Annotated in this window: 21 protein-coding genes; 11 read left to right on the top strand and 10 right to left on the bottom strand. The window is 63.8% G+C overall.

Annotation, left to right across the window (positions count from 1 at the left end):
- Positions 1-139: 139 nt before the first annotated feature.
- The 5 genes from ACLKMW_RS11270 to ACLKMW_RS11290 all read left to right on the top strand — a co-directional run bounded on the left by ACLKMW_RS11270 (position 140) and on the right by ACLKMW_RS11290 (position 6,968).
- Positions 140-2,947 (top strand): [protein-PII] uridylyltransferase, encoded by a 2,808-nt coding sequence (locus ACLKMW_RS11270; RefSeq protein ID WP_415724559.1) that lies wholly within the window; start codon positions 140-142, stop codon positions 2,945-2,947.
- A 16-nt stretch (positions 2,948-2,963) separates the two neighbouring features.
- Positions 2,964-4,568: a murein biosynthesis integral membrane protein MurJ gene (murJ, locus tag ACLKMW_RS11275; RefSeq protein WP_415724560.1), complete on the top strand. Its 1,605-nt coding sequence runs from the start codon at positions 2,964-2,966 to the stop codon at positions 4,566-4,568.
- A 77-nt stretch (positions 4,569-4,645) separates the two neighbouring features.
- Entirely contained in the window at positions 4,646-5,713 is a 1,068-nt protein-coding gene (gene trpS, locus ACLKMW_RS11280; RefSeq protein ID WP_415724561.1) for a tryptophan--tRNA ligase, read from the top strand.
- A 78-nt stretch (positions 5,714-5,791) separates the two neighbouring features.
- Positions 5,792-6,283: a universal stress protein gene (locus ACLKMW_RS11285; RefSeq protein WP_415724562.1), complete on the top strand. Its 492-nt coding sequence runs from the start codon at positions 5,792-5,794 to the stop codon at positions 6,281-6,283.
- Positions 6,284-6,392: 109 nt separating this feature from the next.
- Complete coding sequence (locus tag ACLKMW_RS11290; protein WP_415724563.1) at positions 6,393-6,968, top strand: NifU family protein; 576 nt, start codon at positions 6,393-6,395, stop codon at positions 6,966-6,968.
- A gap of 152 nt (positions 6,969-7,120) precedes the next feature.
- Here ACLKMW_RS11290 and ACLKMW_RS11295 read toward each other — a convergent pair whose 3' ends face one another.
- Positions 7,121-7,741: a L,D-transpeptidase gene (locus ACLKMW_RS11295; protein WP_415724564.1), complete on the bottom strand. Its 621-nt coding sequence runs from the start codon at positions 7,739-7,741 to the stop codon at positions 7,121-7,123.
- 251 nt (positions 7,742-7,992) lie between these two features.
- Here ACLKMW_RS11295 and ACLKMW_RS11300 point away from each other — a divergent pair, with 251 nt between their 5' ends.
- Complete coding sequence (locus ACLKMW_RS11300) at positions 7,993-8,493, top strand: MmcB family DNA repair protein (protein WP_415724565.1); 501 nt, start codon at positions 7,993-7,995, stop codon at positions 8,491-8,493.
- Positions 8,494-8,543: 50 nt separating this feature from the next.
- Here the strand turns inward: ACLKMW_RS11300 and ACLKMW_RS11305 are convergent, their stop codons facing one another.
- The 6 genes from ACLKMW_RS11305 to ACLKMW_RS11330 all read right to left on the bottom strand — a co-directional run bounded on the left by ACLKMW_RS11305 (position 8,544) and on the right by ACLKMW_RS11330 (position 16,738).
- On the bottom strand, positions 8,544-9,104 hold the full coding sequence (locus tag ACLKMW_RS11305) for an ActR/PrrA/RegA family redox response regulator transcription factor (protein WP_415724566.1): 561 nt from the start codon (positions 9,102-9,104) through the stop codon (positions 8,544-8,546).
- A gap of 140 nt (positions 9,105-9,244) precedes the next feature.
- Complete coding sequence (locus tag ACLKMW_RS11310; protein ID WP_415724567.1) at positions 9,245-10,570, bottom strand: ActS/PrrB/RegB family redox-sensitive histidine kinase; 1,326 nt, start codon at positions 10,568-10,570, stop codon at positions 9,245-9,247.
- A 37-nt stretch (positions 10,571-10,607) separates the two neighbouring features.
- On the bottom strand, positions 10,608-13,070 hold the full coding sequence (gene hrpB / locus ACLKMW_RS11315; protein ID WP_415724568.1) for an ATP-dependent helicase HrpB: 2,463 nt from the start codon (positions 13,068-13,070) through the stop codon (positions 10,608-10,610).
- On the bottom strand, positions 13,067-13,714 hold the full coding sequence (locus tag ACLKMW_RS11320) for an ATP-binding cassette domain-containing protein (protein WP_415724569.1): 648 nt from the start codon (positions 13,712-13,714) through the stop codon (positions 13,067-13,069). The genes hrpB and ACLKMW_RS11320 overlap by 4 nt, the downstream gene beginning before the upstream one ends.
- A gap of 30 nt (positions 13,715-13,744) precedes the next feature.
- Positions 13,745-15,424 carry an ABC transporter permease gene (locus ACLKMW_RS11325; protein WP_415724570.1) on the bottom strand — a complete coding sequence of 560 codons (1,680 nt, stop codon included), beginning with the start codon at positions 15,422-15,424 and terminating at the stop codon, positions 13,745-13,747.
- 90 nt (positions 15,425-15,514) lie between these two features.
- Entirely contained in the window at positions 15,515-16,738 is a 1,224-nt protein-coding gene (locus tag ACLKMW_RS11330) for an ABC transporter substrate-binding protein (protein WP_415724571.1), read from the bottom strand.
- A gap of 374 nt (positions 16,739-17,112) precedes the next feature.
- Here ACLKMW_RS11330 and phnN point away from each other — a divergent pair, with 374 nt between their 5' ends.
- Positions 17,113-17,739 carry a phosphonate metabolism protein/1,5-bisphosphokinase (PRPP-forming) PhnN gene (gene phnN, locus ACLKMW_RS11335; RefSeq protein ID WP_415724572.1) on the top strand — a complete coding sequence of 209 codons (627 nt, stop codon included), beginning with the start codon at positions 17,113-17,115 and terminating at the stop codon, positions 17,737-17,739.
- Between the two features lie 10 nt (positions 17,740-17,749).
- Here phnN and ACLKMW_RS11340 read toward each other — a convergent pair whose 3' ends face one another.
- Positions 17,750-18,637, bottom strand: coding sequence for a D-alanyl-D-alanine carboxypeptidase family protein (locus ACLKMW_RS11340; RefSeq protein WP_415724573.1), 888 nt, complete (start codon positions 18,635-18,637; stop codon positions 17,750-17,752).
- Positions 18,638-18,811: 174 nt separating this feature from the next.
- On the opposite strand from ACLKMW_RS11340, the gene ACLKMW_RS11345 reads away from it, so the two are divergent.
- Positions 18,812-19,420 carry a nucleoside triphosphate hydrolase gene (locus ACLKMW_RS11345; protein WP_415724574.1) on the top strand — a complete coding sequence of 203 codons (609 nt, stop codon included), beginning with the start codon at positions 18,812-18,814 and terminating at the stop codon, positions 19,418-19,420.
- A gap of 94 nt (positions 19,421-19,514) precedes the next feature.
- On the top strand, positions 19,515-19,643 hold the full coding sequence (locus ACLKMW_RS11350) for a hypothetical protein (RefSeq protein WP_415724575.1): 129 nt from the start codon (positions 19,515-19,517) through the stop codon (positions 19,641-19,643).
- 44 nt (positions 19,644-19,687) lie between these two features.
- Here ACLKMW_RS11350 and folE read toward each other — a convergent pair whose 3' ends face one another.
- Positions 19,688-20,290 (bottom strand): GTP cyclohydrolase I, encoded by a 603-nt coding sequence (gene folE, locus ACLKMW_RS11355; RefSeq protein ID WP_415724576.1) that lies wholly within the window; start codon positions 20,288-20,290, stop codon positions 19,688-19,690.
- 168 nt (positions 20,291-20,458) lie between these two features.
- On the opposite strand from folE, the gene ACLKMW_RS11360 reads away from it, so the two are divergent.
- Complete coding sequence (locus tag ACLKMW_RS11360) at positions 20,459-21,985, top strand: FAD-dependent oxidoreductase (RefSeq protein ID WP_415724577.1); 1,527 nt, start codon at positions 20,459-20,461, stop codon at positions 21,983-21,985.
- Between the two features lie 87 nt (positions 21,986-22,072).
- Here the strand turns inward: ACLKMW_RS11360 and ACLKMW_RS11365 are convergent, their stop codons facing one another.
- The gene (locus ACLKMW_RS11365) at positions 22,073-22,942 is read right to left on the bottom strand and encodes a LysR family transcriptional regulator (RefSeq protein WP_415724578.1); all 870 of its coding nucleotides are present in this window, start codon (positions 22,940-22,942) and stop codon (positions 22,073-22,075) included.
- A gap of 149 nt (positions 22,943-23,091) precedes the next feature.
- On the opposite strand from ACLKMW_RS11365, the gene ACLKMW_RS11370 reads away from it, so the two are divergent.
- Positions 23,092-23,754 carry a 5-formyltetrahydrofolate cyclo-ligase gene (locus tag ACLKMW_RS11370; protein ID WP_415724579.1) on the top strand — a complete coding sequence of 221 codons (663 nt, stop codon included), beginning with the start codon at positions 23,092-23,094 and terminating at the stop codon, positions 23,752-23,754.
- Positions 23,755-23,795: the final 41 nt, after the last annotated feature.

Consider the following 23,795-nt stretch of genomic DNA (forward strand, 5'->3'; position numbering starts at 1 on the left):
GCCAGCGGCAATGTCGAGACGACAGGATGACTTTTCGGAAGCTTGGTCGAACAAAGAACAGGGCCAATCCATGCCCCATACCCAGGACGCGAAAAACGCGCTATAGACGCCGCCCGAAACGCGAGTCTTTTGCATAGGCATGGCGAAGGTTCCCCTCAAGCTCGAACAGCTGATCGACGGCACGGCGTTGCGCCGTGACCTGACCGCGCTGACCGTTGGCCGGGACGGCAATGGGGCGGGCGCGGCGATACGCGCGCAGGTGCTGCAGATTTTGAAGGAACGCAATGCCGCCGGTCGGGCCATCGCCGAACAAATGCTGAGGGAAGACGGCGGCGGCCGGGCTTGCGCCGCCCGGCTTTCCCACCTGATGGACGAAATCATCCGGGCGCTTTACGATTTTGCCGTCACGCACGTCTATCGATCGAAGAACCCGTCGGCGGCCGAGCGAATTTCGGTCGTAGCAGTCGGCGGCTATGGGCGCGGCACGCTGGCGCCGGGCTCCGATATCGATTTGCTGTTTCTGCTGCCCTACAAACAGACGCCCTGGGGCGAGCAGATCGTCGAATACATCCTCTATATGCTCTGGGACATGGGGCTGAAGGTCGGCCATGCCACCCGTAACCTCAGTGAGTGCATGAGGCTGTCGCGCGACGACATCACCATCCGCACCTCGGTTCTCGAGGCGCGGTTCCTGTGGGGCGACAAGGCGCTGCATAACGAGTTTCTGGTGCGCTTCGACAAGGAAGTGGTCAGGAATACCGGACCCGAATTCGTCCAGGCGAAGCTTGCCGAGCGCGATGACCGTCACAACAAGGCCGGCGAAAGCCGTTATCTGGTCGAGCCGAACGTAAAGGACGGCAAGGGCGGCCTGCGCGATCTGCATACGCTGTTCTGGATCGGCAAGTATTTCTATCGGGTCCGCACCGGCGCCGAACTGGTGGAAAAGGGCGTTTTCACGCGTGCCGAATACAACCAGTTCCTGAAGGCCGAGGATTTTCTGTGGGCGGTGCGCTGCCACATGCATTTCCTGACCGGCAAGGCCGAGGAAAGGCTGCATTTCGACATTCAGCGCGATATTGCCGAACGGCTCGGCTACACCAGCCATCCCGGCCTGTCGGCGGTCGAGCGCTTCATGAAGCATTATTTCCTCAACGCCAAGGTGGTTGGCGATCTCACCCGCATCTTCTGCGCCGGGCTGGAGGAAGAACAAGCCAAGCATGTGCCGGGCTTCGACCGCATATATCTCACCTTCTCCAGGCGGCGGCGCAAGCTTGCCGGCACCAGCGATTTTGTCGTCGACAATCATCGCATCAGCGTCGCCGACGATCAGGTGTTCGTCCGCGATCCGGTCAATCTCATCCGGCTGTTCTGGTTCGCTGATCGCCACGCGCTGGAGTTCCATCCGGATGCGCTGAAGCTTCTGACGCGCTCGCTGTCTCTGGTCGACAAGAACCTGCGCCGCGACAAGGAAGCCAACCGGCTCTTCCTCGACATACTGACCTCGGAGCGAAATCCGGAGCTCAATCTGCGGCGGATGAACGAGGCCGGACTGCTCGGCAAGCTCATTCCCGATTTCGGCCGCATCGTCGCGATGATGCAGTTCAACATGTATCACCACTACACGGTCGATGAGCATCTGCTGCGCTGCATCGGCGTTTTGTCGGAAATCGATCGGGGCAACGGCGAAAAAATCCACCCGCTGTCGCATTCGCTGATCGGCGGAATCAAGAAAAGACGCGAGGCGCTCTATGTCGCCGTGCTCCTGCATGACATCGGCAAGGGTCGGCCGGAAGACCATTCGCAAGCCGGAGCGAGGATCGCGCGCCGCATCTGCCCGCATATGGGCCTCTCGCCGGCCGACACCGAAACGGTGGTCTGGCTGGTCGAGAACCATCTCGCCATGTCGATGACGGCGCAGACGCGCGATCTCAACGACCGCAAGACCATCGAGGATTTCGCGGCCCTGGTGCAGACGGTTGAGCGGATGAAGCTGCTCTTGATCCTGACTGTGTGCGACATTCGCGGCGTCGGCCCCGGCGTGTGGAATGGCTGGAAAGGCCAGTTGCTGCGCACGCTCTATTACGAGACCGAACTGCTGCTGACCGGCGGTTTCTCCGAAGTGTCGCGGGCACAGCGCGCCGAGGAGGCACGCGCCACACTTGCCGCTGCACTGACCGAGTGGCCGGAGCCCGCGAAAAAGCGCCTGATCGGCCTGCACTATGAAAACTATCTGCTGGCGGTCGACCTTGGCGATCAATTGCGCCACGCCGCCCTCATCCGCGAGTCGGACGAGCAGGACAAGAAGCTCGCCACCATGGTGAAGACGCATGAGTTCGAGGCGGTGACCGAAATCACCGTGCTGGCGCAGGACCATCCGCGGCTTTTGTCGGTGATCACCGGCGCCTGTGCCGCGGCCGGCGCCAACATCGTCGACGCGCAGATATTCACCACGTCGGATGGCCGCGCGCTGGATACGATCCTGATCAGTCGCGAATTCGACCGCGACGAGGACGAGTTCCGCCGGGCCGAGCGGGTGGGCCAGTTGATCGAGGATGTGCTGTCAGGGAAGGCTTGGCTTCCGGAGATGATCGCCAAGCGGACCAAGCCGAAACGCGGCGCCAAGGCGTTCCGGATTCAGCCACGGGTCGATATCCGCAACACGCTTTCGAACCGCTTCACCGTCATCGACGTGTCCGGGCTGGATCGGCCGGGCCTGCTGTCGGAGATCACAGGTGCGCTGTCGGACCTGTCGCTCGACATCGCCTCCGCCCACATCACCACTTTCGGCGAAAAGGTCATCGACACTTTCTACGTAACGAGCCTGACCGGGCAGAAGATAGAAGCCGCTTCCAGGCTGCAGGCCATCCGCGCGCGGCTCATCGCCACGCTGGAGGGCGAGCCGGGCCAGCGCGGCGCCAAGACGCGCGCCGCCGCGGCAGCCGAATAGACGGACCGATGCCCGCATGAGCCTGATCAGGAAATTCGCCACCGTCGCGTCCGGTACACTGCTCAGCCGCGTCTTCGGCTTCACCCGCGAAATGCTGATGGCAGCAGCGCTTGGCACCGGCCCGGTTGCCGACGCCTTCAACGCCGCCTTCCAGTTTCCGAACACCTTCCGCCGGCTCTTTGCCGAAGGGGCCTTCAATACCGCTTTCGTGCCGCTGTTTGCCAAGGAGATCGAAGCCAATGGCAATGACGGCGCGAAGAAGTTTTCCGAAGAGGTTTTCGGCGTTCTTTTCAGCGTGCTCGTCCTGCTGACAATCCTGATGGAACTGGCAATGCCGCTCCTGGTCTCGACCATCGTGGCGCCGGGCTTTGCCGACGATCCGGCAAAGTTCGACCTGACGGTGGCGCTGGCGACCGTCATGTTTCCCTATCTCATGTGCATGTCACTGGCGGCGATGATGAGCGGCATGTTGAATTCGCTGCGCCGCTATTTCGCGGCGGCACTCGCACCGGTATTCCTCAATGTCATCCTGATCGCTGTGCTGGTCTATGCCTGGTACGATGGGTATGACGAGTTGAAGGTCGGCTATGCGCTGGCCTGGGGCGTGCTCGTTGCCGGCCTCGTCCAGCTGGCGATCGTCTGGGGCGCGGTGCGCCATGCCGGCATCTCGATCGGCTTTCGCCGCCCGCGCTTCACCCCCAATGTCAGGCGGCTTTTATGGCTGGCATTTCCGGCGGCGATCACCGGCGGCATTACCCAGATCAATCAACTGATCGGCACGGCCATCGCATCGGGCCAGGCAAGTGCCGTTTCCTCGCTCGCCTATGCCGACCGCGTCTACCAGCTTCCGCTCGGGGTCGTCGGCATCGCCGTGGCGATCGTGCTCCTGCCGGAACTTGCCCGCGCGCTGAAGGCAGGCAACCTCAAGGAGGCCGCCAATCTGCAGAACCGCTCCGTCGAGTTCACGCTGTTCTTGACCTTGCCGGCGGCGGCGGCGCTGCTTGTCATGTCCGAGCCGATCGTGCGGGTGCTCTATGAGCGCGGCGCCTTCGCCGCCTCCAACGGCACGCCGATGGTTGCGGCAATCCTGGCGATCTTCGGCCTCGGCCTGCCCGCCTTCGTGCTGATCAAAGCGTTCACGCCAGGTTATTTCGCGCGCGAGGATACGCGCACGCCGATGGCCTTCGCCGCGATCTCGGTGGCAGTCAACATCTCCGCGGCACTGGCCTTGTTTCCCTCGATGGGCGCGCCCGGCATCGCGGTCGCATCGGCGCTCGCCGGCTGGGTCAACGCCGCGCTCCTGCTCGGCATGCTGATCCGGCGCGGGCACTGGGGCAGCGATATTCCGCTCTTCACGCGCATTCCGCGCCTGGTGCTGGCGGCGGCGGTGATGGCCGGCTTCCTTTATTTCGCAGTTCGCTATCTCGCGGCCTATCTGGCGCCCGCCACTCCCGTCCATGTTCAGGCGGCAACGCTTGCCATGCTGATCGTCGCGGCGGCGATCGTCTACTTCGCCGTGGCCTTCGGCATAGGCGGTGCGGATGCCGGCATGGTACGGCGCAGCCTGAGACGCGGCCCGGCGAAGCCACGTGAAGAGACCGAAGAGCCGCCCCTTGAATGAATGCAACCGGCGCGGTATCAGCGCCCCGCACCTCTCACCTCTTTACGAGGCCCTCCACCAGCTCTCGGGGACATTTCATGACCGCCTTCAAACCGCTCGTCTTTTCCGGTGTACAGCCGACCGGAAACCTTCATCTCGGCAACTATCTCGGCGCCATTCGCCGCTTTGTGCTGCTTCAGGAGAGCCACGACTGCATCTATTGCGTGGTCGATCTGCACGCGCTGACCATCGCGCCCGATCCGGTCGAGCTGATGAAGGCGACGCGCGAGGTGACGGCGGCGTTTCTGGCGGCCGGCATCGATCCGAAGAAGCATATCGTCTTCAACCAGAGCCGAGTGATGCAGCACGCCGAGCTAGCCTGGGTGTTCAACTGCGTCGCCCGCATGGGCTGGCTGAACCGCATGACGCAGTTCAAGGAGAAGGCCGGCAAGGATCGTGAAAACGCTTCGGCGGGGCTGTTCGTCTATCCGAGCCTGATGGCGGCCGACATCCTCGTCTACCGAGCCACCCATGTGCCGGTCGGCGACGACCAGAAGCAGCATCTGGAACTGACGCGCGACATTGCCCAGAAATTCAACAACGACTATTCCGACCGCATTGCCGATCTCGGCGTCGGTGTCGAGATGATGTCGGGCGAGGAGAAGGTGAACGGCTTTTTCCCGCTGACCGAGCCGCTTATCGAAGGGCCGGCGCCACGCGTCATGTCGTTGCGCGACGGCCTCAAGAAGATGTCGAAATCCGACCCTTCGGACCTGTCGCGCATCAACCTGACCGATGATGCGGAAACCATTTCCAAGAAGATCCGCAAGGCGAAAACCGATCCGGCAGGCCTGCCATCCGAGGTCGAAGGGCTGAAGGAGCGTCCCGAAGCCGAGAACCTCGTCACCCTTTATGCGGCCCTTGCCGAAACCAGCAAGGAGAAGGTGCTGGCGGAGTTCGGCGGCCGCCAGTTTTCCGAGTTCAAGCCGATGCTGGCCGATGTCGCGGTAGCCAAGCTTGGCCCGATCGCTGAGGAGATGCGCCGCATCTCGGCCGACCAGGCCTATGTCGACGGCGTCCTGCGTGATGGCGGCGAGCGGGCCGGCGTCATCGCCGAGACGACGATGAAGGCGGTGCGTGACATTATCGGTCTGGTCAGCGGCTGACGACAGGATGACGCTTGCCGCCGGCCCGTGCTGGTGGCAGATTGCGTCGACGCGAACCTCCCGTAACGGGGTTGTAATATGGTCTCGAAACGCCTCAGCCGGGAAGCCGGACATCGGCGGAAATTTCTGACGATCGTCGATGACACGCCCGAATGCCAACGTGCGGTGGCCTATGCTTCGCGGCGGGCCAAGAACACGTCAGGCGTGGTCGTGCTCCTCTATGTCATCGAGCCGGACGATTTCCAGCACTGGCTGGGCGTCGAGCAGATCATGCGCGAGGAAGCCGCGGAAGCCGCGCGATCGACCCTCGACGGCTACGCGTCCAAGGTGCGCGAGACCCTCGGCATCGAACCGGAGCTGGTCGTGCGCGAGGGCAAGCGCACGGAGGAAATCCATCGGCTGATCGAGGAGGATCAGGATATTGCCATTCTGGTGATCGCCGCCGGTTCCTCCAAGGAGGGTCCAGGCCCGCTGGTGAGCTCGATCGCCGGCAAGGGCGCAGCCTTCCCGATTCCGGTCACGGTCCTGCCCCAGAACCTGTCGGAGGAAGAGCTCGACGAGCTGGCCTGACCTTGAGATCAGCACTTCCCGCGACACTGTTTCGCTTGAATGTCGCCTGGGCAAAGACTATTTAGAATTATTCCAGATTTCACGCGCAGACGCGCACGGAGAAGCGGCCATGTTCATCCAGACCGAGGCGACCCCAAACCCCGCCACGTTGAAGTTCCTGCCCGGCAAGGAAGTCCTGGCCCAGGGTACCGTCGATTTTCGAAACGCCGAGGATGCGCGCGAAGCCTCGCCGCTTGCCGGGAAGCTGTTCGACATCCCCGGCGTCACCGGGGTCTTCTTCGGCTACGACTTCATTACCGTCACCAAGAACGACCCGGACTGGCAGCATCTGAAGCCAGCCATTCTCGGCACGATCATGGAGCATTTCATGTCGGGCGCGCCGGTGATGGCGGTGGGTGGCCATGCGGCGGCTTCCGAAGCCGATCGCAGCGGCGAGTTCTACGGCGAGGCGGACACCGAAATCGTTGCCACGATCAAGGAACTGCTCGACACGCGGGTGCGTCCGGCAGTCGCGCAGGACGGTGGCGACATCACCTTCCGCGGTTTCGAGAACGGCACCGTCTTCCTGCACATGAAGGGTGCCTGCGCCGGCTGTCCCTCCTCGACGGCGACGCTGAAGCACGGCATCCAGAACCTGCTTCGTCACTTCGTGCCGGAAGTCCAGCAGGTCGAACAGGTCGCCTGACCGCCTAATCTGATCTGAAAACAAAAAACCGGGCTTTTGGGCCCGGTTTCTGTTTGGACGTCCGTGTTGCCGAGACGGTCCGCTTGTATACTCATTTGAGGCAATTCCAGGAAACTATCCACTCCGTTCAAAATTTCTTGGCAAACAAGAACTTAAAGCACGATCACCTTCGCGCCGACTTCGGCGCGATTGTAGAGATCGATGATGTCCTGGTTGATCAACCTTATGCAGCCGGAAGACATCGACTTGCCGATCGAGGCCCATTCCGGCGTGCCGTGCAGCCGGTAGCCGGTGTCGCCGCCCTTGTTGAACAGGTAGAGGGCTCGCGCGCCGAGCGGATTGTCCAGGCCGCCGGGCTGGCCGCCGCGCCATTTTGCCAGCTCCGGCTGGCGTCCGATCATCGGCGCCGGTGGCGTCCAGACCGGCCATTCGCGCTTGAGCGCAACGCGCGCCGTGCCGCTCCACTCGAAACCTTCACGTCCGACGCCAATTCCATAGCGCACCGCCTTGCCTTCGGGCAGCACGAAATAGAGATGCTTGGCTGATGTGTCGACGATGATGGTGCCGGGCTTCTCGCCAGTCTCATAGGGTACGATCTGGCGATGATATTTCTTGTCGACCTTGTAGATCGGGATCGACGGAAGCTGATAGCCGGCATCCGTGCGCGAGCCGTAGTCGGAGGAGAACACCTTGTAAGCGCCGAAGCTAGTGCAGCCGGCAAGCGCGGTTGCAAGGGCCAGGCCAGCGGCGACGACGAAGGGTTTCATGCGCATGCGGCAATCCATTGCTGTGAACCAGACCCCCGTTCGGCCCGATTCGAGCCGCATTTTCGCCGTTATTTGTAAGAGACGCGCTCCGGCATTGCCAAGTGGCAAGGCGATCCCGAAGAGACCGACCTGCGCGTAAACTCTCCGCTATGGTATTTTGGCAACACGCATAGGATGCAGGGACGCCCCGTTTAAGGCGACGAGAAGTTTCTTCGCGCCGGGTTCAAAACGAGAACATTGCATGGCATACTCGCCCCATGCCGCTCGTCTCGCCGATTCTCAAAAACCCGCTTGCAGATGGTCGCCAATCGGAATGGGCGATGGTGGTGCGCCGCGGCGTGCAACGCCTTCTGAGCGAAATGGGCGCGCATGTATTGCCGGAGCTGTCGCTCGCAAGCGGTCGACGCGCCGATCTTGTCGCGCTGACGCGGCGAGGCGACATCTGGATCATTGAAATCAAGTCATCGATCGAGGATTTCAATGTCGACCGCAAGTGGCCCGACTATCGGCTGCATTGCGATCGCTTCTTCTTCGCCACCCATCCCGGCGTGCCGGCGGAAATCTTCCCCGAGCAATGCGGCTTCATTCTTTCGGACGGCTACGGCGCCGAAATCATGCGCGAAGCACCGGAGCATCGGATTGCGGCCGCGACGCGCAAGGCGCTGATGCTGAGGATCGCACGCGCGGGCGCTGCCCGGCTGCTTGCAGCCGAACTGGCCGGCGTCGCGGTGCCGGTGCTGGAAAACGAGAGCGAATAGCAATCGGCGTTGGTCCGAAAGCCGGACCGCACGGGCACGGACAGGATAACTTAACGCGGCGCGCGCTTTGCCAGAATGCGTTGCAGCGTGCGCCGGTGCATGTTGAGGCGCCTTGCCGTTTCCGAGACATTGCGCTCGCACATCTCGTAGACCCGCTGGATATGTTCCCAGCGCACGCGATCGGCCGACATCGGGTTCTCCGGAGGAGCCGCCCGCTCGCCGCTGGTTCTGGTGAGGGCCGCGAAAACGTCGTCGGCGTCGGCCGGCTTCGACAGGTAGTCGACGGCGCCGAGCTTCACGGCGGTGACCGCAGTGGCGATGTTGCCGTAGCCGGTCAGGATGACGGTGCGGGCGTCGGCGCGCTTTTCGCGAATGGCTGCGACCACATCGAGACCGTTGCCGTCGGCAAGCCGCATGTCGACCACCGCATAGGCGGGCGCGTGGGCGCGCGCCTTGGCGACGGCCTCCTCGACGCTCTCGGCGGTTTCGACCTGGAAGCCGCGAGATTCCATGGCGCGCGCGAGGCGGGTCAGAAACGGTTTGTCGTCGTCGACGATCAGCAGCGAGGTGTCGTCGCCCGTAATGTTGCCGTCAACCGTCTCTTCTTCCATAACCGATCACCATGCGTGTCTTCGTTGGCGCGAATATAGGCTTTGGGTGTCGGATTTTCCACTCCAGGCGACTGCTCCAGTCGGCTGACCCTGGCCAATCCCCATTTTTATGGACGGCGGCGCCACCTCACTGCCTGCGATCAGACCCTGTCGAACATGGCAGACTCGGCTGACGGTGGATTGAGAAACACGTCGCGCGGCCACTCCACCTGAACGACGGCGCCTTTGCCGCGCTCATTGGCGTTGTAGAAGGACAGGGTTGCGCCCGAGCGCTCGAGCAGGGTCTTGGCGATGAACAAGCCGAGCCCCAGCCCGCCGCCGGGCTCGGTGCCCAGGCGGGTCGACATATAAGGCTCGCCGATGCGGTCAATGATCTCGGGCGGGAAACCGCGGCCGTCGTCGATCACCTCGAAGACGACATTTCGATCATCCCAGCGCCAGCGGATGGTGACGGTGCTGACGGCGAAATCGACGGCGTTCTCCACCAGGTTGCCGAAACCGTAGATGACCCCCGGATTGCGATGCCCCACCGGCTCGGGGCCGATCTGCTCGCCGGGTTCCAGTTTGATGGTGATGCCGAAATCGCGATGCGGTGCGATCACTTCCTCGACCAGGGAGGTCAGCGGCAGGCGTGCCATATGCTCTTCCGTGGTCGACGACAGGCTGGTCAGCCGCGTCAGGATCTGACGGCAGCGCTCGCTTTGCGTGCGCAGCAAGGTCACGTCCTCGTGGTATTTCGAATCCTTTCCGAGCGCCCTTTCCATCTCCTTGGCGACCAGGGCGATGGTGGCGAGCGGCGTGCCGAGCTCGTGGGCGGCGGCCGCCGCCAGCCCGTCCAGCGCGGAAAGGTGCTGTTCGCGCTGCAGCACGAGTTCGGTCGCGGCAAGTGCATTGGCGAGCATCCGCGCCTCCTCGGCTACCCGCCAGGCATAGACGGCGGTAAAGGCAAGTGTCGACAGCACGGCCAGCCAAATGCCGGCGACATAGAGGAACGGCATCGGCAACTCGTTGCCGTCGATCCAGGGCAACGGCAGGTGGAAGAACACCAGCAGCGTCGCCATGACCGTCACCAGCGCGCCGAGCAGGGCGGTCAGCGCCAGCGGCAGCGAGGTGGCGGAGATGACGACGGGCACCGTCATCAACAGCGAGAACGGATTGGTCAGGCCGCCGGTCATGTAAAGCAGGCCGGCTAGCTGTATCGAATCGAAGGTCAGTATGCCGAGTGCCGCAAGCGGCTTCAGCCGATGGGCGGCGGGATAGCGGAAGGTCAGGAGCAGGTTGAGCCAGGCCGAGCAGGCGATCAGCGCAAAACACAGGCTCACCGGCAACGGAAACGCCAGCCAATAGGCAACGATGATGACGGTGGCGCTTTGCCCGATGATCGCCAACCAGCGCAGCCGGATCAGCGTATTCAGCCGCAGCCGGTGCGGTTGCTGGAAGTCGGGCGTCTGCAGCATTCTGATCATGCGGTCTTATGCTCCGCAGACCGCCGCGCGCCAAGCATTATTTGAGCCGCGGCTTGGCCCTGCTGGTGGCCGCCGCCGAGAGCGGATCTTCCGGCCAGACGTGCTTTGGGTAACGCCCGCGCATGTCGGCACGCACATCGGCCCAGGAGCCACGCCAGAATCCCGGCAGATCGCGCGTGGTCTGGATAGGCCGGTGGGCAGGCGACAGAAGCTCGAGCGTCAACGGCACAGTGCCGCCCGCTATCGCCGGATGCCGGTCGAGCCCGAACAGTTCCTGCACGCGGATCGCCAAAACGGGTTGTTCGCCCTCATAGCTTATCGGCACCCGGCTGCCCGACGGTGCGTCGAAATGGGTGGGCGCCAGCGAGGCGATCCTGCGTTGCAGATCGTGCGGGACCAGCGACATCAGACCAGCCTGCACGGTGCCTGGATCGATGCGCGCGAAGGATGCTTCTCCAGTGAGAAAGGGCAACAGCCAGTCATCGAGGCCGGCAAGCAATGCCGCGTCGGACATATCGGGCCAGGGCGGCCCAAGTCCCTGATGAAGCCAGCGCAGGCGGTCGCGCAAGCTTTGCGTCTCCTTGCTCCAGTCGAGCAGCGAAAGCCCGTGCTCGCGCAAGGCGTTGATGATGGCGCGGTCCGCATCCGCGCCGCTCGGTGCCGGCAGCATGCGCTCCGACAGGATGATCGCACCAAGCCGCACCGTTTCACGCACGCGCACGCCGCGCCGCTCGCGGTCGAAAGCGGTTTCGGTACGCCTTTCAAGCCGGGCGCCGAGCGTGTCGCGGATTTCGGTTTCCGAAACGGGCGCCGCAGCGGTGATGCGCGCATTCTGCGCCTTACCTTGCATATCGGCGACGACCAGATAGGCCGCGCCGGCAAGGGGGTCGGCCGGGTCGAGCGCCGCACCGCTGCCATTGGCAAGCAAGAAGCGACCGCGTTCGCCGCGCGCTTTGGCGACACGGTCGGGCCAGGCGAAGAGTAGCAGGCGGCTGGGCGAAGGAGGTTCGCTTTCGGATGCGCTGGAGGCCCCAGCCTGTCTTGAAAGCCGTTGCGCCAGTTGGCGAGCGGATGCGGCGCGAGGCGAGCGTTCGCCGCGAAAGCGCGACAAACGTCGTTCCAGATCCGTGGCCTCGCCGCCGAGGCCACGTTCGGTGAGCAGGACGGCAAGCAGCGCCGCGTCCTCGGCACATCCGATCTTCGCCGCTTCCGCGACCATATGCGCGAGCCGGACCGGCAGCGCCAGCTTGCGCATTTCACTTCCCGATGATGTTAGCCGTCCGGCCGCATCGATGGCGTCGAGCGCGCGAAGCAGGGTCTTGGCCTCGGCAAGAGCGGGTGCAGGCGGTGGATCGAGGAATGCAAGTTGTGCTGGATCGGCAACGCCGAAGGAGGCGCAGTCGAGTACCAGGCCGGACAGATCGGCCTCGAGAATTTCGGGCGGCGTGAAGGCGGGCAGTGCCGCCGTCTGCTCGGCACGCCAGAGTCTGATCGCGACGCCCGGCTGGGTGCGTCCGGCGCGCCCGGCGCGCTGGTCGGCCGAGGCGAGCGAAACACGCAGGGTTTCAAGGCGGGTCAGCCCGCTTGCCGGCTCATATTTCGGCAGGCGCGACAGGCCGCAATCGATCACCACCCTCACGCCGTCGATCGTGATCGAGGTTTCGGCGATCGCGGTGGCCAGAACCACCTTGCGGCGTCCAGCCGGCGAAGGCTTGATGGCCGCATCCTGCGCGCGGCCGTCGAGCATGCCGTAGAGCGGTGCGATATCGATGTTTTCGGCAAGCCGCCCCTGCAGCCGCTCGGCCGTGCGCTCGATTTCGCGCTGACCGGGGAGGAAAGCCAAGATGCTGCCGCTCTCAGCGGCGAGCGCCTCGCGGATGGCGCTTGCCATCGCTTCTTCCACTGGCATGCCGGCGGTGCGTTCGCGGTAGCGAATGTCGATCGGAAAGCTGCGGCCTTCGCTCTCGATCACTGGCGCCGAGCCGAGCAGTTTCGCCACGCGCGCGCCGTCAAGTGTTGCCGACATCACCAGGAGCCGCAGGTCCGGCCGCAACGCACCCTGCACATCAAGCGCCAACGCCAGCCCGAAATCGCCGTCGAGCGAGCGTTCATGAAACTCGTCGAAAATGATCGCCGATACGTCCGGCAGATCCGGATTATCGAGGATCATGCGCGCCAGAATGCCTTCGGTCACGACCAGAATTCGCGTCCGAGCCGACATCCTGCGCTCCATGCGCATGGCATAGCCGACGGTGCCGCCGGGCTCCTCCCTGAGAAGCTCGGCCATGCGCCGCGCGGCAGCGCGCGCGGCCAGCCGGCGCGGTTCCAGAAGCAGTATCTTTCCGCTGCCGAGCCAGGGTGCGTCGAGCAGCGCCAGTGGCACCAGCGTGGTCTTGCCGGCGCCCGGCGGCGCCACGAGCACCGCCGCCGTTCCGGTGGTGAGCGCTTGCGCCAGCTCGGGCAGCACGGCAGTGACCGGAAGGTCAGGCAAGGCGGTCATTCGGTGGCCCCGACATGGACGATCGGCCCGCCGGCCGCGCGCGCATCTGCTTCGTCATGGGTGACCAGCACCACCGGAAGCCCGCTGGTGCGGGCCTTGGCAAAGACGAGTTCGCGCATCTGGCTGCGCAATTCGGCGTCGAGCTTCGAGAACGGCTCGTCGAGCAGGAGCAGGCGCGGCGACGACAGGAGCGCCCGGGCAAGCGCGGCGCGTGCCTTCTGGCCTCCCGACAGCGTTGCCGGGTCGCGCGCCGCCATGCCTGCAAGGCCAACACCCTCGAGGGCGGCGTCGACAAGCGCGGATCGTGCCGCCTTTCCCTTCACCGAAGCCGGAATGCCAAACGCCAGGTTGCCGCCGACCGACATATGCGCAAACAGCAGCGGGTCCTGGAACAGGATGCCGGCATGGCGATCCTCGGCCGGCCGCGCTGTGAAATCGAAACCGTTGATGAGCACCCGGCCGGAGGCGGCAAAGGCCGGGTCGAGGAAACCGCCGATGAAGGCCAGAAGCGTCGACTTGCCCGAGCCGGACGGCCCCATGACGGTGAGCACTTCGCCGGGAAGGACGCGATGTGTGACGGCGACCAGTATCCGCCCGTTCAGCGCGATCGACACCCGGTCGAGAAACAGTCCCTTGTCGTCCATCGATCTTGCTGATTTCCAATGAAGCGCGGCTCAGACCCTGAGGCCGCGACGGTGCCGGAATATCAGCGCCGGCACGATGGTGGCAACCGCAAAGCCCACAGCCGGAAGCAGCATCTGCAGGAAGGTGTAGACGCCAATGATGCGGCGATTGCCGCCAGCGGCGAGCGCAACCGCCTCGGTGGTGATTGTTTCAAGGCGTCCCGCACCGATCAGCACGGTCGGCAGGTACTGGCCGACCGACACCGCAAAGCCGACCGCCGCCGCCACCAGAATGGCGCGCAGCAGCATCGGCAGCTTCACCCGCAACATGGTTTCCAGCCGCGTCCGGCCCAGCCCTGCGGCCACCGCTTCATAGCGCTTGTCGAAGGCGCGCCACGGATCGGCAAGCGACAGGAATACATAGGGCATGACGAAGATCAGATGCGCCAGCACCAGCGCCGGCAGGCTGGCGGCGGTGCCGGTAAGCAAAAACAGCAATTGCAATCCGAACAGGAAGGCGACCTGCGGCATGATCAATGGAAGATAGATCAGCAACAGCGCGCGGCGTCCGGCGATGCGACCGGTCTCATCTTCGCGCATGAGGCAGAGCACGGTCAACGCGACGGCGATCAGTGTTGAAAGCGTGGCGACCAGCAGCGTCGTGCTCAATGGTGCAAGCATGCGTGGCGCGGTCGCCACCCAGCTCTTGGCGGTGAAACTCTGGGGCAATGCGTCCGGGAACTGCCAGAGGCCGGCGATCGACCACACCGCAAGCGTGGCGAGCCCCGCAAGCACCGTCGATGCCGCAAGCATCATGGCGCCAAGCGCTGCCCGACCAAGCCACCGGTCGTGACGGAAGCGAAGCCCGCAGCGGCGCGCATGATCGCGAATTGCCGCACCTATATGTTCGAGCCCAATCCAGATCAGGATCGCCGCCGCGGTGACGCAAAGCTGCAGGAGCGCCCCGGCGGCCGCCATGAAGCGCGTGGCGAGCGCCGGATCGTTCATCCAGGCGAGGAGGCGCACGGCAAGCGGCGCCGGCGTTGTCGGACCGAGGATCGCGGCGACGTCGACCACCGAAGTCGAGAAGGCAATGACGGCGAAGACCGCCAGCCTGATCTGGCGATAGAGCGGCGGCCAGACGCCGTAGACGAAGCCGGCGATCCGGCCATAGCCGAGCGAGGCGGAGAGCGCCCTGGTGCGTGCGAGATCGATTTGCGGCAGTGCCGCCAGCGCAATCAGCAGCAGGAACGGTATTTCCTTCACGATCAAGCCGCCCATCATCGAGAGCCCGATGGGATCGTTGACGATGAGAAGATCGGGCGGCCGTTGCCAGCCGGTCAGCTCCGGCGAGATCAGCCGCGCGACCATGCCCGAGGGCGCGATGAGAAAGGCCAGCCCAAACGCCGCGGCCGCATGCGGCACCGAAAGCAGCGGCGAGACGATGTGCTGGGCGCGCGAGAATGTTGGGGTTCCGGCCCATGCGGCGATGAAAGCCGCAACGATCAAGAGGGCAATTCCGGCCGTCACCAGGCCGGAGGCCAAACCGAGCAGCGCCGAGGTGACGATGCCGGGCCGCGACAGGAGCTTGGCGAAATGATCCAGTGTGAACTCCATTCCACCCAGTGCCGGCAGATAGCCGAAGGCCGGCAGCAGCGTGCCGGCAAGCCCGATGAGGATCGGACCCGTAAGGAGGATTACCGTCAGGGGGGGCCCGAGCCGCGTCAGCATATGACGGCAAGGCCAAATGGCGAGGGCACACCGCTTGGTACTGCCGGGAGGGGGGTGCTTGCCGCTCCGGCCAACTGACTGATCATCTGTTCAGTTCGCCACGCCGTAGCGGCGTTTCCACTCGACTTCCAGCCGTTCCATCCAGCTCGGATGCGGTTCGTTAAGTGCGGGCCCGAGCTCGTCTGGCTTGAGCGTGGCTGCGCCGAGATCGAGCGCCTCGAAACCGGCCTTATCCTCGGGGGACAGCTTCGAGACCGCAAGCACGGTCGGGTCGCCCCAGATTTTCGGGTCCTGCTTGCGCAGTTGCGCTTCCGGCGAAATCAGGAAATCGGCGGTCACCAGGGCACCGGCCTTGGCGGCGGCGTTGTAGGGAATGGCGACGAAATGCGTATTGGCGAGCGTGCCGCGCGGGAAGACGAACGACCGCACCGTGTCGGGCAATTCGCCATTGGCGATGCCGCTGGAGGCCTCCGAGGGATTGAAGGCGAAGATGATGTCGACCTCGCCGTCGGCCAGAAGCTGTTTCATTGCAGGATAGTTCTGCGGAAACGCCTTGCCGCTGCGCCACAGCAGCGGATTCAACGCGTTGAGATAGGCAAAGAGCGGCGCGGTGGCCGTTTCGAACGAGGTATCGTCTACCGGCTGTTGCAGAACGGCAGGGTCAGACACCAGTTCTGTCAGAACCTGCTTGAGAAACGACAGGCCGGTGAAATCCGGCGGCTGCGGATAGGAGAAGCGGCCAGGATTGCTCTTGGCCCAAGCCAGCAGTTCCTTCGCCGATTTCGGCAGGGTGGCGGCGTCGATGCTGGCCGAATCGTAGAAGAACACCAGCTTGGCCATGCCCCATGGACTTTCGAGGCCCTCGATCGGTACCGTGAAATCGGTGCGGATAGTCGGCTTGCCGTCGACGTCGACGAACTTCCAATTGGGCAGCTTTTCGGCCCATCCCGGTGAGAACAGGAGGCCCTGCCGTTTCATCGAGGCGAAATTCTCGCCATTGATCCAGATCAGGTCGACCGTACCGCTCTCGTCACGGCCGGCTGCTTTCTCGGCAAGCACCTTGGCGACTGCGTTGGCGGTGTCGTCGAGCTTCACATGCACAAGCCTGATGCCGTAGCGCTTCTGCAATTCGCCGCCGGCCCATTCGAGATAGGCGTTGATGTTTTCCGCGCCGCCCCAGGCATTGAAATAGACGGTTTCGCCTCTGGCTTCGGCCAGAACGTCTTGCCACTTTGACGGATCGGGACTTCCGGCGCCAAGAGCTTGAAACGTCAGCGCAAGGAGCGCCGCCGCGGTCAAAACCGTTCTTCTCATCAAAATTCGCCCCGGCTTCATCTGCCGTCGCGATTGAGCATCGTTGCCGCACCCAGGTCAATGCACGCTGCACTCTCCAACCCTCACTTCGGTGTGAGGCGTGTGTGGTGACTTGCCGCCGCTTGTCTGCTATCACTTGGCATTGATCGGGCTTCGTCAATTCGTCATGCAAATCGCCTATGGCATCGAGGCGGCGAGGAACAGACGATGCGATATGCGATTAATTACACTCCGGGGCCAGAGTCCGTTCTGACGAGCGTCGCAGCCAGTTGGCTTGGCCGAACTCCGTTCACCGGACTTGCCGTCGTGGCGTCCGCCATCGATTGGCAGGTGCCGGCCGTGCATACCGTATGGCGACAGGGACGCCGCGTGGCATGATGGTCTCGGCCTCTATCGAGCGGGAGCAGGCCCGCGTCACATTTCCGATCCGCAACGGCGTCTTCATCGCCGTGGTCGGCCCCAGCGGTGCCGGCAAGGACACCGTCATCGACTATGCGCGCGAGCGTTTTACCGGTGATGACGCTGTCGCGTTCGTTCGCCGTACTGTCACGCGGCCGTGCGACAGCGGCAGCGAGGAGCACGATACGTTGGACGAAGCGGCCTTCGCGCGGGCCGAGGCGGCCGGCGCTTTCGCCCTTTCATGGCAGGCGCACGGCCTCAGCTACGGCATACCGGCAAGCGTCGACCAGGCGATCGGCGATGGCCGCATCGTCGTCGCCAATGTCTCGCGCGGCAAGATAACGGCGCTGCACCAGCGCTATGAGAATGTCGCCGTTGCCGTGATCACCGCGAAGCCGGAGGTTCTGAGCGAGCGTCTTGCGGTGCGCGGGCGCGAAACGCGCCAGGAGGTTCTCGCTCGGCTCGCCCGGGCCTCGGCCATGGAAACAGCGGGCGCCGGTGTCGTCACTATCGACAATAGTGGCGAACGCTCCATCGCCGGGGAACGGTTCGTCGCTGTCATTCGCAAGGCAATTGCTTTCGCCGATGTCGGCCGTTTCTGAGAGGCCGGGTTCAGTCCATCGCCATGAGATTTGGCGCGCCTGAGGCCGAGGGCAGGTAGCGCTCGATCAGTTGCTCGACCTCGGCGTTGCGGGCGCGCGCGGAATCGCCGCCCATCACCACCACCACCAGGTTACGGCCACCCCGCTTGACAGTCGTGGCGACATTGAAGCCCGAGGCGCGAATATAGCCTGTCTTGATGCCGTCGACCCCGTCGACATCCTTCAGCAGCCCGTTGTGCCCGCGGATTGCCTTGCCGTTGTAGACGAAGGACTGCTGCGAGAAATAATGGAAGTGCTGGGGGAAGCGCTTGCGCAGGCTCATGCCCAGCAGAGCCATGTCACGCGCCGTGGTCCTCTGCGCCTCGTCCGGAAGGCCGGAAGCATTGCGGAAGACGGTGCCGCGCATGCCGATTTGCCGCGCCTTGGCCGTCATCGCCGCGGCGAACTGACCTTCCGTGCCGCCCAGGAATTCGGCTACCGCTGCCGCCACGTCGTTCGCCGATTTGACGGCCAGCGCCTGGATTGCGGTTTCCACGTCGATCGACTGGCCTGGCCGCAGGTGAAGTTTGGAGGGAGGCTGCGCGGCAGCATGGGCCGAAACCGGGATCAGCGACGACTTCGAAATCCGACCCTCCTCCAGCGCCTCGAACAGCATGTAGAGCGTCATCATCTTGGTCAGCGACGCTGGATAGCGTGGCGCTTCGGCGTTTGTTTGAAACAGCACTTTGCCGCCGTTCCCGTCGACCACGATCGCCGCGTGTTTGGACGATACCGGCTCAGGTGCTTCGACGGTGTTCAGCGTCGACGTCGTCGAACATCCCGCGACCGCGCTAATGAGCAGCAGGATCGCCGCGACTTTGCGCAACGAGGGTGCAACGAAATGGAAGGCGTTTCGCAACGAGAACCTGTTCGTGTGGGCTGTTCAAGGGCCGGGACCCCAGGCGTTACAGCCTTGGACGGAATATCGCAATCCGGTTTTTCCGGAGGGACGCCGGACCGCTTCGCGAACTGCGTGTTTGAAATTTTCAACGGAGCGTCGCAAAATGCCGCCTCAACAGCTCACGGAGTGGTCATGTCCGAAATCGCCTCCGTTGCCGCCACGATTTTCCGCAGCGCTGCCAAGGCACGGCGCTTCATCGTCGCCATTGCCGGTGCGCCAGGCGCCGGCAAGTCCACCTTCTCGGAACTGTTGCGCGAAGTATTGCCCGAAGGCTCGACGGCGGTCATCCAGATGGACGGGTTCCATTTCGACGACGAGGTTCTGCGGCAGCGCGGCCTCAGAGACCGCAAAGGCGCTCCTGAAACCTTCGACTATGCAGGTTTCGAGCATCTCCTGCAGCGGATAAGGCGCGGAGAGGCGGACATCGCCGTGCCTGTGTTCGATCGCAGTCTCGAGATTGCCCGGGCGGGCGCGGCGATAATCGGGGCGGACGTCAAATTCGTGCTGGTGGAAGGAAATTACCTGCTTCTCGACGAGGCGCCCTGGAGCGGCCTTGCCCCGCTGCTTGATTTCGGCATTTTCCTCGAAGTCCCGCGCGCCGATCTCGAGCAACGCCTGCTTCAGCGTTGGAGCGAGCACGGCAAGTCGGAAGAGGAGGCGCGGGCCTGGGTCGCCTCCAACGACATGCCGAATGTCGATCGCGTGCTGCAACGGCGGCGCAAGGCCGATCTGGTGATCTGAAGCGCCACTATCGGCAAAGTGCACCGGAACCGAAGCTGCCGATCATCCATTGTCTGGTCGCGGCAATCATGCCGCCGGAACGAGGAATGGCAGAATGGCTGTCAAGAATGCATCTCCAAAAGCCGCAAAGCCGCTTGAGGCAAAGACCGGGGCCGGCGCGGCAGTCGCCGAGCGGTCGAAGGATGCGAAAACTCCCGCATCCTCGAAGAAGGCGAAGAGCTAGAATCCGATCGAGGCCAGGAATTCGCGCCGCAGACCGGCGTCGTCCTAGGCGCCGATCATACGCTTGGTCACCAGGCGCGTACCGTGAACATTGACCCCGCGCGAGCTCATGCACGCGTGCTCGGCCTCGATGACGACGGCGACGCCGCGTGGTCTCAGTGCAGCTTCGATGGCGTTGGCGATGTCGTCTGTCATCCGTTCCTGGATTTGCAGGCGCCGGGCGCAGGCTTCGACGACCCGCGCCAGCTTGGAGATGCCGACGACCCGTCCGACCGGCAGGTAAGCGATATAGGCCCTGCCGCGAATGCCGGCCATATGGTGCTCACAGTGCGAGTGGAATTCTATGTCGTGGAGCTCGACCGCTTCCTCGTAGCCGCCTATTTCCTCGAACGTGCGTTCCAGCAGTTCGACCGGGTGCTCTGCGTAGCCTCGAAACCATTCCTCATAGGCGCGCACCACGCGGGCCGGCGTGTCGAGCAGGCCGGGGCGCTGCGGATCGTCGCCGGCCCAGCCGATGAGGGTCGCCACCGCGGCTTCGGCCTGCTCACGCGTCGGCCGCTTCCTGATCGGCGGATGCGCTGGCGCTGGACCGAACAGCCTGTCGGCGAGGTCTGCCGATCCGTTCGCGCTTTTCAACATCGCATCCATCACGCGTTCTCCATCCGATCCGTTGCGGTTACGCCGGTTGGATGCGTCTTCCTGAAATCGGTTCCCGAAGATCGTGTTGCCTGCCCCAAAGCAGGCGGTCCATCGGGGAACCTTTGCGCGCCTTCCGCGTCCAAGTAACATATCAGCTCGAGCAGGAGGTATGTGGCGATGGGTTCGCAGTCAGGCAGCAATACAGGCCCCGACCTCACGCAAGGCGTTCCAGTGGAAATGCTCGAGGATGGAGTCATCATCGAAGGCCGCATTGGCAAGAAAACCGTCATTCTGGCAAAATCCGGCGATGAAATATTCGCCGTCGGCGGGGTCTGCACGCATTACAGCGGGCCGCTCAGCCAGGGGATCATCGTCGGCGACACGGTTCGGTGTCCATGGCACCACGCCTGCTTCAGTCTCCGAACCGGCGAGGCGCTAGGAGCCCCGGCTTTCGACCCGATCGCCTGCTGGAAGGTCGAGCACCGCGACGGCCGGGTCTTCGTGACGGAGAAGGCCGAGCCAGCACCAGCCCGGACCGTACAGCGGCCAGACCGGCCGGAGCGCATCGTCATCATCGGCGGCGGTGCGGCGGGTTTCGCCGCCGCCGAGATGCTTCGGCGCCTCGATTATGCAGGCGAGCTGACGGTCTTGAGCTCCGATGCCGACGCCCCTTACGACCGGCCGAACCTGTCGAAGGATTATCTTTCCGGAGCCGCTTCCGAGGACTGGATTCCGCTGCGGTCCCCTGAATTCTATGTCAAGAACAATATCGACCTGCGGCTGGAAACGACCGTCAGCCGCATCGATGGCGATGCGCGGACCGTCCTTGCCGTCGACGGCCAGCTTTTCCCTTTCGACCGGCTTCTGCTGGCTACAGGAGCCGAGCCCGTGCGGCTCGCCATTCCGGGCGCGGAAAAACCGCATGTCTTCATCCTGCGCTCACTTGCCGACAGCCGGGCGATCATCGAGCGGGCGAAGACGGCGAAAACCGCGGTGGTGGTCGGGGCGGGCTTCATCGGCCTCGAGGTCGCCGGCGCCCTGCGTACGCGCGGCGTCGACGTTCATGTCGTCGCGCCGGGCGCGCTTCCGCTCCAGCGAGTGCTTGGACCGGAATTGGGAGAACTCGTCCGCACCCTGCACGAACGCCACGGCGTAACGTTCCACCTGAACGACAAGGCGACCAGCATCGGCGAAAAGGACGTAACCCTGCAAAGTGGCGGCGTGCTCGCTGCCGATCTCGTCGTGGTCGGCATCGGCGTGAAACCGCGTACCGCATTGGCCAGGGATGCGGGGATAAATGTCGTGCAGGGCGTTTTGGTCGACGATCATCTGGAGACCAGCATTCCCGGCATATTCGCGGCAGGCGATGTGGCCGAATGGCCGGATGCCACCACCGGAGAACTGCGCCGCATCGAGCACTGGGTCGTTGCCGAGCGCCAGGGCCAGACGGCGGCCTTCAACATGCTGGGCGCGCGTCGGCGGTTCACCGACGTGCCTTTCTTCTGGAGTGCCCACTACGAAACCACCATCAACTATGTCGGCCACGCGGCCAAATGGGATGCGGTCGACATCGATGGCGATATTGCAGCCGCAGATGCCGTGGTCCGCTACAAGCAGGGCGGGCGGGTTGTTGCCGCCGCTACGCTCGGACGTGACCGCGAAGCGCTTGAAGCGGAAGTGGCGATGGAGGCGGACCGGGCATGATCCCGAAATGTGGGACCCGGTTTTCTGAAAAATATCACGCTTAAACAAGGGGATAGAGCGTGATGGGGCCATCCGCGCGGTCTCAGATCAAGACCAGTCTGATGTCAGGGCAGCGTTCTTCACCACCTGTCGCAGGCCGCTCAGCGCGTCCTTCAGGTCCGGCCGGCTTTCGCTGGCTTCCGAATAGACGGCATAGGCCGGATAGGTGAATTGCGGCGCCCCCTCGACCGCCTCTAGCTTGCCTTCATCGATGAGCGGCGACACCACGCCCTTGCGGAAGTAACCCATGCCCCCGGCGCGCAGGATATAGCTCAAACCGAGAGGACCAAGCCCCACCAGCAGGCCGGGCTCGCCGAATGCCGTCGAACTGGCGTCGTGCTGTGCGGCAAACAGCGGCCCCCAGTCGACATAGACATAGTCGTCGCGCCGGTCCGCGCCGTCCTTTGCCGTGCGCCTTACCAGAACCAGTTGCTCCTCGACCAGGAGATCGACCTTGAAACCGGGCAGCAGCTTGGGTGCATAAAGCACCGCTATGTCGAGCACGCCAGTGCGCAATTGCTCCAGCAATTGGTCAGGCACGCCGACATGCGCATGGATGGCGATTTTCGGCTCGGCCGATTTCATCCAGACCAGCCAGTCCAGAAGCAGCGGGTTCCAGAGGCTGAGCTCGCCGCCGAGTGCCACCACGCTGGTTCTTCCCGAGGGAATGGCGAGCTGGTGGCGGGCGCGTTCCCACACCTGCACGAAGGACTGCGCGAAGCGCTCGAACTCCTTGCCCGCAGGGGTCAGGCGTGCCCCGTTGCGGTTGCGCACGAAGAGCTGCCGTCCGAGTTCGTCTTCCAGCGTTCGGATGCGCGCGCTGACTGTTGTCTGTGTCACATGCAGCCGTTCGGCGGCTCTGAGAAAGCTGCCGGAGTGGACGATTTCGAGGAAAGTGCGGGCGCGGTCGACGTCCATGGGATGGCTCCGGTTTAAATGCAATATTATTGCATCAATACAGCATTTAATTCCGTTTGCCTTCTCCTTTTGTGCGGCGCAACGTCTGGCGCGACGTCGGGGACGGTTCTGTTCCGACGTGGATGGCGCAACACAAAACGGAATCCCTGATGTCCAACGAGAAAAGCACGCATTCCGAGACGGGGCAGTATGCATCTCCACCTTGCTTCATGCATGAACTCGGGCCGGATTACGGGGTTGACGCACCCGGCGGGGACGGCTGGACCGATGTCCTTCGCTGGCGCAGGGCCGAACGCAAACGCCTGATCGACGAGCGGCTCGGCGTCGATGCGGAGGAACGAAAGGTCCTTTCGACGCGGATTGCGACCGGATTGGATCGTGTGGTCGGTAAGTCCGGCAGCCGCATCGTCAGCGCCTATTGGCCGTTTCGCGGCGAACCCGACCTGCGCGACTGGATGATCAGGATGCACGGGCGCGGCGCAAGGATCGCGCTGCCGGTCGTCATCAAGAATGGCTGGCCGCTGGAGTTCCGCATCTGGGCGCCGGGCGACCCGCTGGTCCGCGGCGTCTGGAACATCCTGGTGCCCGCGCATGGGCCGGCCGTTCAGCCGGACGTGGTCGTGGCGCCCGTCGTCGGCTTCGACGAAGCGAACTATCGGCTTGGCTATGGCGGCGGCTTCTTCGACCGCACGCTGGCGGCAATGCCGAGGCGGCCCCTGGTCGTCGGGGTCGGCTACGTGGCGGGCAAGATCAGGACGATCTATCCGCAGGATCACGACATCCCGATGGACGTCATCGTCACCGATGAATGAAGCGCAAGCCGGTAGCTGATCCGCGCTAGCCGACGGCTTTC

This window comes from Borborobacter xinjiangensis, from assembly GCF_047739745.1.
Taxonomy (GTDB): Bacteria; Pseudomonadota; Alphaproteobacteria; order Rhizobiales; family Rhizobiaceae; genus Pseudaminobacter.

Bases quoted from the DNA above. Each gene is read 5' to 3' on its own strand.
- ACLKMW_RS11370 (WP_415724579.1), top strand. From the start codon at position 23,092: ATGTCCAACGAGAAAAGCACGCATTCCGAGACGGGGCAGTATGCATCT.
- ACLKMW_RS11310 (WP_415724567.1), bottom strand. From the start codon at position 10,570: ATGATCAGAATGCTGCAGACGCCCGACTTCCAGCAACCGCACCGGCTG.
- ACLKMW_RS11330 (WP_415724571.1), bottom strand. From the start codon at position 16,738: ATGAGAAGAACGGTTTTGACCGCGGCGGCGCTCCTTGCGCTGACGTTT.
- ACLKMW_RS11360 (WP_415724577.1), top strand. From the start codon at position 20,459: ATGGGTTCGCAGTCAGGCAGCAATACAGGCCCCGACCTCACGCAAGGC.
- hrpB (WP_415724568.1), bottom strand. From the start codon at position 13,070: ATGACCGCCTTGCCTGACCTTCCGGTCACTGCCGTGCTGCCCGAGCTG.
- murJ (WP_415724560.1), top strand. From the start codon at position 2,964: ATGAGCCTGATCAGGAAATTCGCCACCGTCGCGTCCGGTACACTGCTC.
- ACLKMW_RS11270 (WP_415724559.1), top strand. From the start codon at position 140: ATGGCGAAGGTTCCCCTCAAGCTCGAACAGCTGATCGACGGCACGGCG.
- ACLKMW_RS11285 (WP_415724562.1), top strand. From the start codon at position 5,792: ATGGTCTCGAAACGCCTCAGCCGGGAAGCCGGACATCGGCGGAAATTT.
- ACLKMW_RS11365 (WP_415724578.1), bottom strand. From the start codon at position 22,942: ATGGACGTCGACCGCGCCCGCACTTTCCTCGAAATCGTCCACTCCGGC.
- ACLKMW_RS11325 (WP_415724570.1), bottom strand. From the start codon at position 15,424: ATGCTGACGCGGCTCGGGCCCCCCCTGACGGTAATCCTCCTTACGGGT.
- ACLKMW_RS11320 (WP_415724569.1), bottom strand. From the start codon at position 13,714: ATGGACGACAAGGGACTGTTTCTCGACCGGGTGTCGATCGCGCTGAAC.
- trpS (WP_415724561.1), top strand. From the start codon at position 4,646: ATGACCGCCTTCAAACCGCTCGTCTTTTCCGGTGTACAGCCGACCGGA.
- ACLKMW_RS11350 (WP_415724575.1), top strand. From the start codon at position 19,515: ATGGCTGTCAAGAATGCATCTCCAAAAGCCGCAAAGCCGCTTGAGGCA.
- phnN (WP_415724572.1), top strand. From the start codon at position 17,113: ATGATGGTCTCGGCCTCTATCGAGCGGGAGCAGGCCCGCGTCACATTT.
- ACLKMW_RS11345 (WP_415724574.1), top strand. From the start codon at position 18,812: ATGTCCGAAATCGCCTCCGTTGCCGCCACGATTTTCCGCAGCGCTGCC.
- ACLKMW_RS11305 (WP_415724566.1), bottom strand. From the start codon at position 9,104: ATGGAAGAAGAGACGGTTGACGGCAACATTACGGGCGACGACACCTCG.
- ACLKMW_RS11290 (WP_415724563.1), top strand. From the start codon at position 6,393: ATGTTCATCCAGACCGAGGCGACCCCAAACCCCGCCACGTTGAAGTTC.
- ACLKMW_RS11300 (WP_415724565.1), top strand. From the start codon at position 7,993: ATGCCGCTCGTCTCGCCGATTCTCAAAAACCCGCTTGCAGATGGTCGC.
- ACLKMW_RS11295 (WP_415724564.1), bottom strand. From the start codon at position 7,741: ATGCGCATGAAACCCTTCGTCGTCGCCGCTGGCCTGGCCCTTGCAACC.
- folE (WP_415724576.1), bottom strand. From the start codon at position 20,290: ATGGATGCGATGTTGAAAAGCGCGAACGGATCGGCAGACCTCGCCGAC.